This window comes from Pedobacter gandavensis, from assembly GCF_032678745.1.
GTDB lineage: Bacteria > Bacteroidota > Bacteroidia > Sphingobacteriales > Sphingobacteriaceae > Pedobacter > Pedobacter gandavensis_C.
Genome location: NZ_JAVTST010000007.1, coordinates 153530 through 170036 on the forward strand (window position 1 = coordinate 153530; position 16507 = coordinate 170036).

Consider the following 16507-nt stretch of genomic DNA (forward strand, 5'->3'; position numbering starts at 1 on the left):
AGAAAAAAAATATTATTTTATTTTATCTCGCAGAAAATCAGGCTAATGGACACTATTCTTATCCAGACAAGTTGGAATTAAAAATACTGCGCATAGCAAAGCCATTAACTATGCCGAAGCATCGCTTTTTAGGTATAAGAACATTCACATTGCACTAAGGCAATAGAAAAGCTAGTACATCAGGAAGGTTTTCCTGGAAGAAAGTCCAGTTTATCTCTTAAAACACGATATTCTTTCTGCAAGTGTCGGAAAGCCCTGGATTCAATGAGTCCCTCCGCAAGCTCCAGTCTTTTTTTATGATAATCGGCTTCAACCACATCAAAACGGGCTTTTGTGGCCATAAAATGTGCTTTTTCTGCTTTTTCCGATTCGCTTTCAGGGGCTCCATTCAGGTTTCCTACGTAGACACTATCAGAGATTGATTTTTCATTGGAGGATTTCAGGCATACATAGATTTCCATCTGCTGGTTGATCATCCACTCTTTATCCAGCGGTAGAAAACAGTTTCCATCAGATCTTCTGGCGGCATTCAAATAGCTACTTGCCCGCTTTTTTGTCGGATGACTAACCAATACCATCAGGATATCATCAGCTGCCGCATTTTCCTCCATATCGGAATTCCAACTTAAATTCAAGCCCTCCTTACCTTTAGTAATTTTCAAATCCTTTGCCATTTCCAGGCTTCCCTGACTGAGAACAACTTTGCTGTAATCGACCTTAATATCTGGATATTGACCAATTAAAGCCTGTTTCTTGATATACGAAGTGGCCAGATTGTGTGGATTTTTGACCGTCCCTTCTGCTTCCAGCTTAAAGCTGACATTGATAAAATCAGCCATTGGCTTCACCAATTCCATCGTCACAGACATCGCCTGTTGATTAGCAAGTTGTTTAATACTTGGTTTTCCTGGTTTACCGATAGTCCGGCATACCGGTTGTCCGTTGAGTATATAAAAAACTAAGCTTCCTATTTTGCCGGAAGGGTGCCCGTATGGGCCTACATTGCATATTGCCATGGTTAAAAAGTTAAATCGTCTGAATTGACTAAAACCAAGGTACTGATAAACAACTAATTATTTAACACAAACAGGACTATGACACTAAAAATATTAGTAACATTTTAATAAGCAAATACCCGACTATGGCTGGGTTTCAAGGTCATTTTAGCAAGCATAGCCCTAGCAACCTTCAAGTAAAATTCCCAAAAAGACCGCGATTCGAGCAGTTCATTAGGGCAGCTATTTGACCGCTTTCCGGAATTGGCATTTTAGAAAGCTGACTGCAATAACAAGGAAGAGTAGTAGATAAATGTCCGGCTTCTGGCACAGCAATCCCTGATGACCAGGATACAAAAAAACCCGCCTTACTTTCGTAAGGCGGGTTTCTAATCGATTTTATGAATAAGATCTAGTAAAGTGTAAACTCTACTCTTCTGTTCAATTGACGACCAGCTGCAGTTTTATTAGTTGCAATTGGTTGGTTTGGACCATAACCTACCGCTTCAATACGTGAAGGGTTAGCACCTTGTGCTACTAAATAAGCTTTTACTGATTCTGCTCTGTCTTTCGATAAACGCATGTTTAAAGCCATAGATCCAGTGTTATCAGTATGACCACCTAATTTAAGGCTAAAGTTTTTCTCTACTAATAATGCCGCAACACGGTCTAAAGTAGGATAAGATTTAGCACGGATGGTTGCTTTTCCCAGGTCAAATTCTAAGTTTTTAATCGCCTCTTCTACCACCTTACGGTCAGCTTCAGTAATGATTACTTTCTCTTGAATTACAGGAACCGGGATTTTTAAAGCACAACCAGCACCATCAACAACAACACCTGCAGGCGTACCTGGACATTTATCCAATTTATCAGCAACACCATCACCGTCACTATCTTTTAACAGGTCATTCATGTCAGCTCTCAATTTATCATTTTCAGCTTTCAATGCATTTGCTGTTTGTTTAGCCGACAATGCTTCTTCGTAAGTTAAAGCTACCGGGTTATGCCAAGCCAATTGTTTAGATCCTTTACCTAAAGCAAATTCTAAACCTGCATAACCGTAGTTATATTTATCGTTATTTCCACGGGCAAAACCATCCAGGTTATCGCCATCCACAAAATTAACTGTCCAACCTAAATCTAAGTTTACACGTTCAGCTAATTTGAATTTAGCACCTAATCCTACAGGAATAATCAATTCAGAAATTGTTTTATCACCAGCATAATCAACTAATGGACCACCAGCGGTAGCAGAAGTTTGCACCTTGTATCCCGCTAAACCAGCACCCGCAGAAGCGTACAATTGTACTGCACTGTTGGCATTGAACATATTGATGTTAAATAAGTTCACTACTGCGTTTAAACTTCCTGAATAGCTCAGGTCAGTTTCAAAAGCATTTACAGGGCTGGTATTTGGAGCACCACTTTTCCAGTTTTCAGAGTTATCACCTTTTAGTTTACCTCTAACTCCGTCTAAACGAAGGGAGAAGTAAGGTGTAATTTGTTTCTTAATGTATAATCCATAACCAAGGCTAGACTTAGAATTCGAGAAATCATTTTTCCCGCCCAGTGGAGATAATGGAGTTAAAACCCCAGCATTAAGGCCAATCGACCAGGTAGTCAACTGATTGGAGTTTGCACCTGCTTGATCCTGTGCCTGAACAGAACCTCCGATTAGGAGCGCAGCAAGAGCTACAGGCAGGGTTTTAAATAAATTTTGTTTCATAAGATAAGTATTGAATAATAATTACAATGTTTAATCATTGAACTCATTTCAATACTCAGGCCAATTATTAAAACTGCTTTAAACGACTGTAATTTGGTTTTAAGTGTGCAGAATTTTAGACAGCTACCAACCTAGCCATTGATCGTCGCCACGTGGATCTGCAGCACCCTGATAGCCACCTTGTTTTGTTTTCAGGATGGCATCTACTCTACCCATCGGACCTCTTGGTGCAATGATATAGCCTTTAACTTCCAGTTTAACGCGGGTAAGGGAATCTATGGCTCCTGTTTCTGTATAGATGACATCAGGAAGCCATTGGTGGTGAAATCGTTTCGCAGACACTGCCTGCTGCATATTATGATCGAATTCGATCACATTTAGAATGGTCTGAAAAACAGACGTTATAATGGTAGATCCACCTGGTGTGCCAACTACCATAAACAGCTTCCCATCTTTTTCCAGGATCGTAGGCGTCATAGAACTCAGCATTCTTTTTCCTGGAGCGATTGAATTGGCTTCGCCACCAACCAGCCCGTACATATTTGCTGCACCGGGTTTCACAGAAAAATCGTCCATTTCATTATTCAGGAGAAATCCAGCACCTTTAACTGCTACGACTGCTCCATAAGAACCGTTTAATGTGGTGGTCACAGATACCGCATTCCCAGCTTTGTCGACAATAGAAAAATGCGTCGTCTCCTCATGCTCCTTAGCATTTACTTTTCCGGCTTTAACTACTGAACTCGGCGTAGCCTTAGACCAGTCGAAATTTTTCATCCGATCCTTAGTATATTGATCTTCCATCAATGCCTTTGCCGGAACATCGTAGAAGTCCGGGTCTCCAAGGTGTGTAGCACGATCCGCATATACCCTACGTTCCGCTTCTACCATTAACTGCACTGTAGAGTCCTGCTGGAAACCCCATCTTCTCAAGGGATAAGGTTCCACAGATTTTAGCAATTGGATCAATGCAATTCCACCGCTTGATGGTGGAGGCATCGTAATGATCCGATATCCTTTATAGGCTCCGGTAATGGCTTCACGCCAAACCGCCTGGTATTGTTGTAAGTCTGTTTTAGTAAGGATACCACCACCGCGTTTCATTTCCTGAATGATTTGATCGGCAACCCTGCCTTCATAAAAACCGGCTCTCCCCTGATCGCGGATCAGCTCCAGTGTAGTGGCCAGTTCTTCCTGTTTCAATAATTCTGTGGCTGCCCAGGTACCATCTTTTAGCAAGGCAGTTCCGTCTGGGTTTAATTGCAGCAGTTTCTCGCGGAGATTGTTAAGTTCGCCCGCTTGCTGAGTACTTAATGGAAAACCATTTCTGGCCAACAAAATGGCAGGTTCCAATAAAGTTGCCCATGGTAGTTTGCCATATTTTGCATGAGCAGCTACCATTCCCGCTACCGAGCCCGGAACACCTGCTGCCAGTTGTCCATATAAGCTTTTGTCTACAATCGGTGCTCCAGCTGCATCGAGGTACATATCTCGGGATGCCGCGGCTCCAGCTTTCTCTCTAAAATCAAGGGTATTTGTGACTCCGGTTGCGGAGCGATACACCATAAAGCCGCCACCGCCAATATTTCCCGCATTTGGGTATACGACGGCCAGCGCAAACTGTACCGCTACTGCCGCATCCACCGCATTCCCTCCTTTTTTCAGGATGTCTAATCCTACTTTTGAAGCAAAGGGGTTCGCTGAAACCACCATTCCATTGCGGTAATCCGCAGTGTTATTGTTCCCAATCGGCCTACCCGCACATCCTGATAACAGTAAACCTGTGATCAGTACAAATCCATTAATCTTTAAAAATAACCTAGCCTTTATAATCCGCTGCATCTGTGTAAATTTTCTCTATGATCAGTACATTCTTTTCCAGAATGACCTTTCTTTTTAAGCTTAGTTTTGGGGTCAGTTCACCGCCTTCGATGCTCCATTCTTTAGAGAGCAATGCAATGCGTTTCACCTGTTCCCATTTGCCAAAATCTCTGGAACTGAAAGCGACGATCTCATCAAACTTTTTCAAGACCTGTGGATCTTTGATCATCAACTCATTCGTGGTATAAGGAATTCCCTTTTTCTCACACCAGGCTTTTAGCGCAGCAAAAGTAGGGATAATTAATGCCGATGGAAACTTTCTGTTTTCACCGAGTACCATCACCTGCTCTACCAATGGGGATTCTTTCAGTTTATTTTCCAGCATTTGTGGCGCTACATATTTACCGCCTGCGGTTTTGAAAATCTCTTTCTTACGGTCGGTGATCTTTAAGAACCTGCCTTCCACTAACTCACCAATATCTCCGGTATGGAACCAGCCATCCTGATCAATCGACTCAGCGGTCAGGTCTTCACGGTTATAATAACCTTTCATGATGTTATGTCCACGTGCCAATACCTCGCCATCCGGCGCGATTTTAACTTCTACGCCATCAATTGGAGGACCAACAGTTCCAAATCTCGTAGCCCCGATATAATTCACAGTAATCACTGGAGAAGTTTCCGTTAAGCCATACCCTTCCATCACCGGCATTCCTGCCGCCCAGAAGATCCTGCATAAACGCGGGTTTAATGCTGCTCCTCCAGAAACAATCACCACAATCTCTCCACCCAGGGCTTCCTGCCACTTCTTAAAGACCAGCTTTCTGGCAATGCCCAGTTGGAAATTATAAAAAGTACCTTTATCAAATTCAAACTTTTCTGCAACCGAAATGGCCCAGAAGAAGATGGCTTTCTTGATTCCGGATAAGGCCTTTCCCTTTTCCATGATTTTATCATAGACCTTTTCCAGCAGACGCGGAACGGTAGAGAAGGCATTTGGTTTTACAAACTGTATATCAGCCACAATAGTTTCCATGCTTTCTGCATAATAAATGGCCGCGCCTTTATACATATGCAGGTAAACAATCATGCGTTCAAAAATATGCGACAATGGTAAAAAGCTCAGTGCCTTGTTCAGTCCGGGAGGAACCAGTACCGACGATTTTTCAAAATTCTTCACCAGGTTATCATGAGTCAGCATCACTCCTTTTGGAGTGCCTGTAGTACCGGAAGTATAAATTAAGGTTAGAATATCTTCAGCACTAACCTCATTGCGGTATACCTGCAGATCCAATGAAGCATCGGCTTTTCCTGCATTGATCAGCTCTTCCCAGGAAGGTACGCCCTCTACAGGATTGAAGCTATAAACTTTCACCTCATGCTGCAATTCCGCAATAGCCAGTTTCACTTTTGCATAGATCAGCTCATCAGCTACAAAAACAATGGTCACTTCCGCATTTTCAAGAATAAATTTGATATCATGCTCCGCGAGTGTCGGATATAAAGGAACCTGATAAGCGCCTAGCTGTACAATGGCGAAATCTGTAATGTTCCATTCTGGTCGGTTAGCAGACATGACCGCTACCCTGGAACCTTTTTTTACACCTATGCCCACCAAGCCTCTGCTGAGGGCATCAACGGTTTCACAAAAATGTTGGGTACTATACTTCTTCCACTCCCCTTTAACCTTACCACTGATAAACTCCTCTTTGGGAAAATTCTCTAAATTGTATTGAAGTAAATCAAATACGCGTGTGATATTGACAGCCATATACGGTTATTTTTATGATTCTTACCTGGTCTTTCTCAAATCTAACAAATTATATGTGCTATTAAAACCAATTATTATAATGGTATGTTTTCTTTTCCCAAGAATAATCAGGAGAACATTCTGTGAGCTAGTTTTCTAAAATAAAGGGGTATTTCAGCAAAAATTCTATCTAAATTCCAGTACGCTGCTGCTAAGATTAGGAAATAAACAGACTCCTTAAGAAAAAATAATCATTCGAAAATGACCTGCGTCATTCTCTTTTCGATCCGGGCAACATTAGCTCGGGAAGTACGTGGTACCCGCTTAAAAACAAAAAGAAAGCCCGGTTCGGTAATAATATTACAATAAAAATACTTTGAAATGACTTAACGGCACAATAGTTGTAAAGGATGGAATTAGCTATAAAAATTAAATAAAAACACAATTATGAAGAAATTACTAACTATTATTTGCTTATCCCTGATTACTACATTTGCATTCCAATCTACTTCAAAGGCTCAAAGTTACAAGAATGCTATTGGTGGACGTTTTGGTGCTGCGAATGGTATAACTTTCAAAACTACATTAGGCGATAACAAAATGGTAGATATAATTGCCAACTTTAGATCAAGCGGTAACTACAGTTATTTCCGTGTAACGGGATTATACGAAATCTACAACCCAATCAGCAATGCTGCCGGTTTAAACTGGTATTATGGTGTGGGTGGTACTGTAGGATCTGTGAAATACAAACCACATAATGAAAGTGATCTTTACTTAGGTTTAGATGGTGTTTTAGGTTTGGATTACAAATTTGCTGATGCGCCAATTAACCTTTCGTTAGACTGGAAACCAGCTATCGGATTGGTTCCTGAGACTGATTTTGATGCTTCAGGTGTTGGACTATCTCTACGTTTCACTTTCTAATTTAACCGGGCTTCGAGCTTAGAAAAAACGAATTAAAAGAAAAGGGTTCATCTGCAAGTATACTTGCAGATGAACCCTTTTCTTTGTTACTGATATTTTTATTAAATGCCCATCCATCCTTTACGCACAGCAACTGCTGTTGCTGAAGCATTCGGATCAATCTCTGCACTTAGTTTTATATTTGGATTCGCTTTTAAGGTAACTTTAAAGTCTCTCTCCAAACCATCTCTTTTTACTTTTACAGTGATCACCTCACCTACTTTGCTACCTGCAATTATAGGCATACGCTCCAGGGCTGCTTCAACTGGAATTCCGTTTACGCTGATCACCTCATCATTTACATTCAGGCCATCTACCCATGCCGCAGAATTTCTCGATACTGCAGAGATGTAGATTCTACCTTCTGTTTTCTTTGAGGCTACACCGATATAAGGAACTTGCTTTCCTTCATTTTCATTTTTGATCTTGATACCTGCATAACCCAAGTATTTATCATACTCTAAAGGATGTGTACCCGTCACATATTTAGCCCAGAAATCAGTAAAGTTCTTCCCAGAGATTTTTTCTACCATCGCCTTAAATTCAGCATCAGTATATCCTCTGTTCAACTTTTTACCTTGCAAGTACATCGCTTTCATTACATCGTCCAGACTTTTCTTTCCTTTCGTTGCATTTGCAATTTCGATATCCATTAAAAGACCTACTACTTCACCTTTACTGTAATAAGAAACACCGGTGTTGTTAGAGTTTTCATTTGGTCTGTATCCTTTAATCCAGGCATCATAACTAGATTCTGCTGCAGATTGTACTTTCGCACCCGGCGTATTTGATACATTCGCTACGGCAGTCACCAATCCTTCTACAAAAGCCTGCTGATCTACGAAACCTGCACGCAATACCAGTTTATTCTCATAGTAAGAAGTGAATCCTTCAGAAACCCATAGGTTGGTCGTATAGTTTTCATTGTCGTAATCGAATGGGCCTAATGCAATCGGACGCATTCTTTTTACATTCCATAAATGGTAATACTCATGCGCAACAAGGTTCATGAAACCTAAGTATCCGTCTTTTGTGTTGTACGCATTGCGGGAAGCACCAAGAACCGTAGAGTTCAGATGCTCTAAACCGCCACCACCTCTTTCAAAGTTGTGTACAATAAAAGTATAATGCTTGTTTGGGTTTTCACCAAAAATCGCTGTTCCCTGCTCTACAATTTTCGCCATATCTACTTTTAAGCGCTCTTTATCGTAGTTCCCACCACCAAACATCGCTACAGTATGTTTCACACCTGAAGCTTCGAAATCAAAAATATCCTGATTTCCTACTTCTATCGGGCTATCAAATAAGATATCAAAATCTGCTGCTCTATATGTGAATGCCTGTCCTTTTACTGGCTCCAAACCTGTAGACACCTGGTTCCATCCTTTAAAAGGAATAACTTTCACCGTGCTTGGCAAGTTCAACATCCCCTCAGGATACATGAAAATTCCAGTGCTGGATAAGAAAGCATGACGGTCGTCGATGAAAGAGGTACGCACAGAAACTTCAAAGGCATACACTCTGTATTTAATCTTAATGTCTTTTGCTTTCGCCGAATATACTCTCCAGGCGTTCTTTTTTACTTTCTCAAATTTCGCAGGTTTACCATTCGCGGTAGCTGTGAAATCCTCTACACTTTTCTCAAATTCGCGAATCAGGTAAGAGCCTGGTGCCCATGTTGGCATCTTCACATCCACATAATCTTTGGTTAATCCGGAAATGTTCATTTCCATTTCTACATAATGTGCTTGTGGTTCGATAAAGCTGACTTCGAAGCCTACTTTTACCTGCGATTTTGCGGTCATACCTAGTGATAGTAATATTACTAATCCTGTTAATGTTTTTTTCATTGAATTGTTTCCTGCTTATTTTAATATTCCCCTGCAACGCTCTTAAGAAAGCGTTCATTTTCTTTTGTCACACAATTATTATATTAAACTCCTTAAACTGCGCTAAACCATCTGTCTTTTTCAAGGTCATACAGTTTCGCAAATTTATAATTTATCCTTTTCGCTTGCCTTTAAAATGGTAATTAAGCTGTAACATACTTAATACAAGCTATTAGGGGCGGTTTAAATAAATATTTTTGCTTGTTATATTATCCTATTCACCACAAAAATATGAAACTAAGGTACATTATCTATACCCTCATCGCTCTAGGCATCGCCTATTTAGTTTACTATCGGATCTCTGCAAATAAAAAAATAGCCGGTGATGGCCCTGGAATGTCGAAAGGCAAAGGTGGTCCGGCGAAAGGATTACAGGTGAATGGAGTGGTGGTTAGTACCAGTGATTTCAGCAGCAATCTGGACATTACCGGAACATTGGAAGCCAATGAAACAGTAGACCTGCGTGCGGAGGTATCTGGCCTGGTGACTAAGATTAATTTCAAAGAAGGTTCTAATGTAACGAAGGGTAGTTTATTAGTGAAAATCAACGACCGCGATATACAAGCGCAATTACAGGATGCACTCACCAAAGAAAGATTGAGTGCCACCAATGAAAGCAGATCCAGACAATTATTAGATAAAGGAGCCATCAGTCAGGAAGAGTATGATACTTCTCTTGCCAACTTGCAATCACTAAAAGCACAGGTGCAGCTGGTGAGGGCACAATTAGCCAAAACTGCTATATACGCTCCATTTACAGGAAAAATTGGTTTACGCTCCATTTCTGAGGGTGTGTATTTAACTCCTACGATGGTGATCGCCAATTTATCCAGCATCAACCCTTTAAAACTGAGTTTTTCAGTTCCGGAAAAATACATCGGCCAAATTAAATCAGGTGCAGAAATCTCCTTTACTACTGATGGTTATGCAAAAACATTTACAGGAAAGGTATTTGCCATAGAACCAGGCATCAATACTGCAACCAGAACATTACAGATTAAAGCATTGGTTCCTAATCCGGATCAGGAGCTTCGTCCGGGTTCTTTTGCGAAAATTAAAATGGCCCTGACTACTACAAAAGATGCGATCCTGATTCCTAATGAAGCCATCATACCAGTGCTAAAAGGAAAAACAGTATTCATCAGTAAAAATGGGAAAGCACAACAAGTGCCTGTAGAAGCAGGTACCCGTACTGCTGAACATATTGTGATCACTTCAGGATTAAGTGTGGGTGATACTGTGCTGACAACTGGTGCAATGGCCTTAAAGCAGGACGCTCCTGTAAAAGTAACAGTGGTTAAAAATTAAGTTTTATTTATGAGCATTTCAACCACCAGTATAAAAAGGCCAGTTCTGGCCATCGTAATGAACTTGATGATCCTCGTTTTTGGATTAATCGGTTATAATTTTCTTGGTGTCCGGGAATACCCGAACATTGATCCAACCGTGGTTTCTGTGCGAACCTCCTATCCTGGAGCCAACTCAGACATTATTGAATCACAGATCACAGAACCGCTGGAGAAATCCATCAATGGTATCGATGGGATCAGGAATATTTCCTCTTCCAGTAATCAGGGAAGCAGTAACATCACGATAGAGTTTAACCTAAATAAAGACATTGATGATGCGGCAAATGACGTAAGGGATAAAGTTTCTCAGGCGGCAAGAAGTTTACCGAAAGACATTGATGGAAATCCGGTAGTGAGTAAGGCTGATGCCAATTCTGATGCCATTATTACCATGACCATTCAGAGTGACAAACGGAATGTAATGGAGCTGAGTGATTATGCGGAAAACGTAATTGCCGATCGCTTGCAGACCATTACCGGAGTAAGTAGCGTTCAGATCCAGGGACAACGGAAATACGCGATGCGCATCCGGATTGCTCCAGACAAGCTGGCTGCTTATGGCTTAACCACACAAGATATAGTAACCGCCCTCAACAATGAAAACGTAGAGCTTCCTTCCGGAAAAATTACCGGTGCCAATACCGAATTGATTGTAAAGACATTGGGTAAACTGACCAATGAAGAAGAATTTAACAACCTGATTCTGAAAAATGACGGCGATCAGGTGGTTCGCTTAAAGGATGTAGGATATGCAGCATTGGGTTCTGAAAACGAAGAAACAATTTTGAGAGAGTCAGGAAAACCAATGGTTGCTGTTGGTCTAATCCCTCAACCAGGTGCCAATTACCTGGAGATATCCAAAGAATTTGACAAAAGATTTGAGCAGTTAAAGAAAGATATTCCTGAAGATATTAAACTGAATATCTCTTTAGACAATACCAAATTCATCAAGATGTCGGTAACGGAAGTTGCGGAAACTATTATGCTATCGCTGGTATTGGTGATCCTGATCATTTACCTGTTTTTCAGGGATTGGGCCATTGCCATCCGTCCTTTAATTGACATTCCGGTATCACTGGTTTTCACCTTCTTTATCATGTATATTTTCGGTTTCTCTATCAACGTATTGTCGCTACTGGCGATTGTACTGGCTACAGGGCTGGTGGTAGATGACGGGATTGTGGTGACAGAAAATATTTTCAAAAAGGTGGAGGAAGGATATTCTCCTTTCGAAGCCGCAATTAAAGGTTCCAATGAGATTTTCTTTGCCGTGATTTCGATCTCTGTAACTCTGGCTGCAGTATTCTTACCGGTGATCTTTATGGAAGGATTTGTGGGACGGCTCTTCCGGGAGTTCGGGATTGTGATTGGTGCTGCAGTCCTCATCTCAGCATTCGTATCCTTAACCTTAACACCGATGCTAAATGCCTACCTGATGAAAAAAACAGGGCATAAAAAATCCAAATTCTATGACATGACCGAACCTTACTTTGTGAGGTTAAATGAAACTTATGCGGAAAACCTGAATAAGTTCCTGAATAAAAAATGGATGGCCATCCCCATTATTGTAGTCTGCGTGGCGATCATTGGGCTTTTCTGGCAACTTTTACCAAAAGAAACTGCTCCTTATGACGATAGAAGTGCCATCAATATGAGGGTAACCACACCAGAAGGCTCTTCTTTTGAATACACGGATCGCTTCATGATGAAAATTGCGCAAATGATCCAGGACTCTATTCCGGAAAAAAAGGTAAATATAACCATCACTTCTCCTGGATTTGGAGGAGGAGCGACCAATAGTGGCTTTATCCGGATGGGCTTAAGCGATCCGGGAGATCGTACAATGACCCAGGATCAGATTGCGGCAAAGCTGACTAAAATCACCAGAGGATACACCGAAGGGAAAGTCGTGGTCACGCAACAGCCTACGATCTCTGTAGGTCGCCGGGGTGGCTTGCCAGTCAATTATATCATTCAGGCACAGAACTTCGAGAAGTTACGCGAAAAAGTGCCTTTGTTTATGGATGAAGTAGCTAAAGATCCAACCTTTACCACTTCAGATGTAGACCTTAAATTTAACAAACCGGAAATCGATTTAACCATCGACCGCGATAAGGCGAAGAACCTGGGCGTATCTGTTTCTGATATCGGCCTTGCCTTACAACTAGGGTTAAGTGGACAACGCTTCTCTTATTTCTTTATGAATGGCAAGCAGTACCAGGTGATCGGGCAGTTTGAAATGGACGACCGTAAAGATCCTTTAGACCTGAGTTCTGTTTATGTGCGAAATGACAAAGGAGAACTGATCCAGATTGACAACCTGGTGACGGCAAATGAAAAAAGTAGTCCGCCGCAATTGTATAGAAACAACCGTTTTATTTCCGCAACTGTTTCAGCAGGCCTTGCTCCAGGTAAAAGTATCGGTGAAGGTATTGCTGCAATGGACCGGATTTCTGAAAAAATCCTCGACGAATCTTTTTCTACGGACTTAGGTGGAGAATCCAGAGATTTCCAGGAGAGTTCTTCCAATACCATGTTTGCCTTTGGTTTAGCCCTGCTATTGGTTTACCTGATTCTTTCGGCACAATTTGAAAGTTTCGTGGATCCGATCATCATCATTTTGACAGTTCCACTGGCCGTTGCCGGTGCATTTTTATCGCTATGGCTATTCGGCCAAAGCTGGAATATCTTTAGTCAGATTGGAACGATTATGCTCATCGGACTGGTAACCAAGAACGGGATCCTAATCGTAGAATTTGCCAATCAGCTTAAAGAGAATGGCAAGAGTGTGCATGATGCCATCCGCGAAGCATCCGTTTCAAGATTAAGACCAATTTTAATGACCAGTTTGGCCATTGCTATTGGTGCATTGCCTATTGCAATGGCTTTAGGAGCCGCAGCAAAAAGCAGAATGGGTATGGGTATTGTCATCGTTGGAGGAACTTTATTTGCCCTGATCCTGACCTTATTCGTGATCCCGGCCATTTATTCGTACTGGTCAAAAGAACATAAAGCAAATACAGAATTAGACCTTTCATTGAAAGCCGCATTGGCAGAAGAAGAGTTAGAAAAACACGCCAAAAACCATGAACCAGTTTAAACACTATCAGTTCCTAAAATTCAGGAACCTATTGTTCCCCATTGCCTTATTGCTAATTGGCAGTACTACTGGTTTTGCACAGCAAAAACTGAGTCTGGAGGAAGCCATCAGCACTGCATTGAAGAACAATTACGACATCAAACTCGTGAACAATGATATCCGCATTGCGAAAAACAATGTGAATCCTGGAAATGCCGGGATGTTGCCACAGCTAACCGCAGATTATAGCAAGGGTGGCAGCAAACAAAATACCGTACAAACCGCAGCTACCGGCGTAGAAAAAAAATCTGATGGTGTAAGAAGTACCAATCAAAATTATGGTGCTTCCTTAGGCTGGACTATTTTTGATGGCTTCCAGATGTTTGCCAATTATGACCGACTGAAAGAACTACAGAAATTAGGAGAGGTAAATGCGAAAGGAACCATCCTAACCACGGTTGCCGATGTGATCAGTGGTTATTATGCCATTGCCAGACAACAGCAATTGGTGATGGCCGCAGATACTACCCTCGACATTTCTAAAATGCGATTAACCATTGCGCAAAATAAACTGGCCATTGGGAGGGGATCTAAACTAGATGTCCTTTCAGCAACCGTAGATTATAATGCGGATACTTCCGCTTACCTGCAACAGAAAAACCTGTTAAGAAATAGCATTGTCAACTTAAATCAAGTGATGGCCAGGGATCTTAACCTGGTCTTTGAAGTGGATGAAACGATTAATATCGCAAATGACCTGAATTACGAAACGCTATCCAGTTTAACCGAACAGCTCAGTCCAACTTTACAATCTGCATTTATCAATAAGAAGATTGCGGAGTTAAATTTAAAACAGGTAAAAGGACAACGCTACCCTACTGTTGGATTAAACAGTGGCTATGAATTTTCTAATAGCACGAGCCCGACGGGATTTAACCAGAAGTTCCGCGCCCGCGGTTTTACTTATGGCGTAACCGCCAGTCTGAATCTATTCAATGGATTTTTACAACGTCAGAATGAGCGAAATGCGAAAATAGAAGTCAACTCTTCGGAGCTTAACCTGGAAAAAACAAGGCTGGACCTGAACGCACAGTTGCTTTCCGCTTTCCAGAATTATCAAACCAACCTGGACCTTTTAAAGGTAGAACAGCATAACCTGGATATTGCCAAGCAAAATCTGGACATTACCCTGGAAAAATACCGTCTGGGAAGCATAGCTCCATTGGAACTTAGAGAGGCCCAAAGAAACTCCGTAACCGCCATTACCCGATATCTGGATGCCCAATATCAGGCAAAACTGACAGAAATTAGCCTAAAAGAAATCAGTGGAACGTTAAATATTCAATAAGATTGTTATTTTTAGCGAATGATACTAGTAGCAGACAGCGGTTCTTCTAAAACTGATTGGATGGGATATACCCCAGAAGAAACCATTAGCTTTAGCACACAAGGGATTAATCCTTATTTCTTGAATGCACAGGACATTTTTAAACTTTTTTCCAAAAAGAAAGAAATTGCCGCTTATGCAGATCAAGTCAAGGAAATTTACTTTTTTGGTGCAGGCTGCTCTTCACCAGATAAAGTAGAAGTGATCTCTAATGGGATTTCTTCTTTTTTTACACAGGCTTATGTTTCTGTAGAGCATGATTTGATCGGTTCTGCGTATGCAACCTGTGGAGATCAGGAAGGCCTAACCTGCATTTTAGGTACTGGTTCCAATATCTCTTATTATGATGGGGCAACGGTACATAGTGGCCGCCATGGACTGGGATATGTATTGGGTGATGAAGGTTCAGGCACCTTTTTCGGCCGCAAGATGATCACTGGATACCTTTACGAAACGATGCCGGCAGACTTACGTGCTGCATTCGCTAAGGCCTATCCAATTGACAAAGAAACAGTGGTTACCAACTTGTATCAAAAGCCCTCACCAAATACCTACCTTGCTTCAATCAGCCGTTTTATGGCCGATCATACCGATCATCCTTACATCCTCCAGATTTTAAGAGATGGTTTTCAGGAATTTGTAGACAGTAACATTAAAGAATATAACAACTATAAAAACCTAGATTGCCATTTTGTAGGCTCTATTGCCTTTTATTATCAGGACATTCTTCGGGAAATCTGTTTAAAGAACCACGTTCGTGTAGGTAAGATCTATCAGAAACCAATCACCGGAATTTATAACTATATCCTGCGAAAAGAAGGCATTACCATTTAGCAAAAAAACAGAAGAAGGTTAGAATTACAATGCAATTCCGATTCTTTTGTTCATCTCTAATCTGACCATGAGCGCCAACTTCTCCAACTTTTTACGGTCTTCTTCGCCAAATACACGGGGCTTTTTATCAACGATACAAACTGCCCCTACTCTAAATCCTTCATTAGTGGTAATGGCTGCCGCAGCATAAAAGCGAAATCCGGACTCACCTACAAATAGCGGATTAGACAACATCGCCGGATTCTGGATTAAATCTTCAAATACCGTAACACTTTCGTTTAAGATCGCAAGTGAGCATAAACTCTGGTTCCGCTCTAACTCCTGTCCACTTTGCCCATGCTGATCTGCTTTTGTCCAAACGACATCTTTATCCACAAAATTAATCATGGCAATAGGCGTTTTCATCATCGTTGCCGTGATGGCTGCCAACTGATCAAATATAGGTTCAGTTTTGGTGTATAGAATCTTGTATTTCTTTAAGTTCTCCAATCGTGCCTCTTCATCTGTTGAAACCAAGACACACTCTGTATTATTTTCCAATTTTTTAAGATCTAGTTATATACCCTTTAACAATTACCATACCCCTGGGTATAGTGTATCTCTATGGTACACAGGAAGAAAAGCATATTAGAAATTAATCATTCTCCATCCTATCCTGACGCATTTATTTACGCCGAACCGGGCTGAACTGGCTATTTTTCATATCCCGCC

The 16507-nt window shown here is 41.3% G+C and carries 11 protein-coding genes; 5 read left to right on the top strand and 6 right to left on the bottom strand.

The genetic code is table 11. The annotated features are described in order from the left end of the window. Positions 1–179: 179 nt before the first annotated feature. The 4 genes from R2S10_RS20055 to R2S10_RS20070 all read right to left on the bottom strand — a co-directional run bounded on the left by R2S10_RS20055 (position 180) and on the right by R2S10_RS20070 (position 6313). Positions 180–1016 carry a DUF6266 family protein gene (locus R2S10_RS20055; RefSeq protein ID WP_316842197.1) on the bottom strand — a complete coding sequence of 279 codons (837 nt, stop codon included), beginning with the start codon at positions 1014–1016 and terminating at the stop codon, positions 180–182. Positions 1017–1407: 391 nt separating this feature from the next. Then, positions 1408–2721, bottom strand: coding sequence for an OmpA family protein (locus R2S10_RS20060; protein WP_316842198.1), 1314 nt, complete (start codon positions 2719–2721; stop codon positions 1408–1410). Positions 2722–2844: 123 nt separating this feature from the next. Further along, positions 2845–4563: a gamma-glutamyltransferase gene (ggt, locus tag R2S10_RS20065; RefSeq protein ID WP_316842199.1), complete on the bottom strand. Its 1719-nt coding sequence runs from the start codon at positions 4561–4563 to the stop codon at positions 2845–2847. Beyond that, positions 4541–6313: a long-chain fatty acid--CoA ligase gene (locus tag R2S10_RS20070; RefSeq protein WP_316842200.1), complete on the bottom strand. Its 1773-nt coding sequence runs from the start codon at positions 6311–6313 to the stop codon at positions 4541–4543. Before R2S10_RS20070 ends, ggt begins: the two co-directional genes overlap by 23 nt. A 426-nt stretch (positions 6314–6739) precedes the next feature. On the opposite strand from R2S10_RS20070, the gene R2S10_RS20075 reads away from it, so the two are divergent. Further along, the gene (locus tag R2S10_RS20075; RefSeq protein WP_316842201.1) at positions 6740–7219 is read left to right on the top strand and encodes a hypothetical protein; all 480 of its coding nucleotides are present in this window, start codon (positions 6740–6742) and stop codon (positions 7217–7219) included. 101 nt (positions 7220–7320) lie between these two features. Here the strand turns inward: R2S10_RS20075 and R2S10_RS20080 are convergent, their stop codons facing one another. Further along, the gene (locus R2S10_RS20080; protein ID WP_316842202.1) at positions 7321–9108 is read right to left on the bottom strand and encodes a M61 family metallopeptidase; all 1788 of its coding nucleotides are present in this window, start codon (positions 9106–9108) and stop codon (positions 7321–7323) included. A gap of 270 nt (positions 9109–9378) precedes the next feature. Between R2S10_RS20080 and R2S10_RS20085 the strand changes: the two genes are divergently transcribed. From R2S10_RS20085 to R2S10_RS20100, 4 genes are read left to right on the top strand one after another with little or no spacing between them, the layout of a single operon-like run. Further along, positions 9379–10455, top strand: coding sequence for an efflux RND transporter periplasmic adaptor subunit (locus R2S10_RS20085; protein WP_316842203.1), 1077 nt, complete (start codon positions 9379–9381; stop codon positions 10453–10455). 9 nt (positions 10456–10464) lie between these two features. Continuing rightward, positions 10465–13596, top strand: a complete 3132-nt coding sequence (locus tag R2S10_RS20090) for an efflux RND transporter permease subunit (protein WP_316842204.1) — start codon at positions 10465–10467, stop codon at positions 13594–13596. Then, complete coding sequence (locus tag R2S10_RS20095) at positions 13583–14923, top strand: TolC family protein (protein WP_316842205.1); 1341 nt, start codon at positions 13583–13585, stop codon at positions 14921–14923. Before R2S10_RS20090 ends, R2S10_RS20095 begins: the two co-directional genes overlap by 14 nt. 18 nt (positions 14924–14941) lie before the next feature. Continuing rightward, positions 14942–15796 (top strand): N-acetylglucosamine kinase, encoded by an 855-nt coding sequence (locus tag R2S10_RS20100; RefSeq protein ID WP_316842206.1) that lies wholly within the window; start codon positions 14942–14944, stop codon positions 15794–15796. Positions 15797–15820: 24 nt separating this feature from the next. Here the strand turns inward: R2S10_RS20100 and R2S10_RS20105 are convergent, their stop codons facing one another. Next, entirely contained in the window at positions 15821–16336 is a 516-nt protein-coding gene (locus R2S10_RS20105; protein ID WP_316842207.1) for a GAF domain-containing protein, read from the bottom strand. Positions 16337–16507 lie beyond the last annotated feature (171 nt).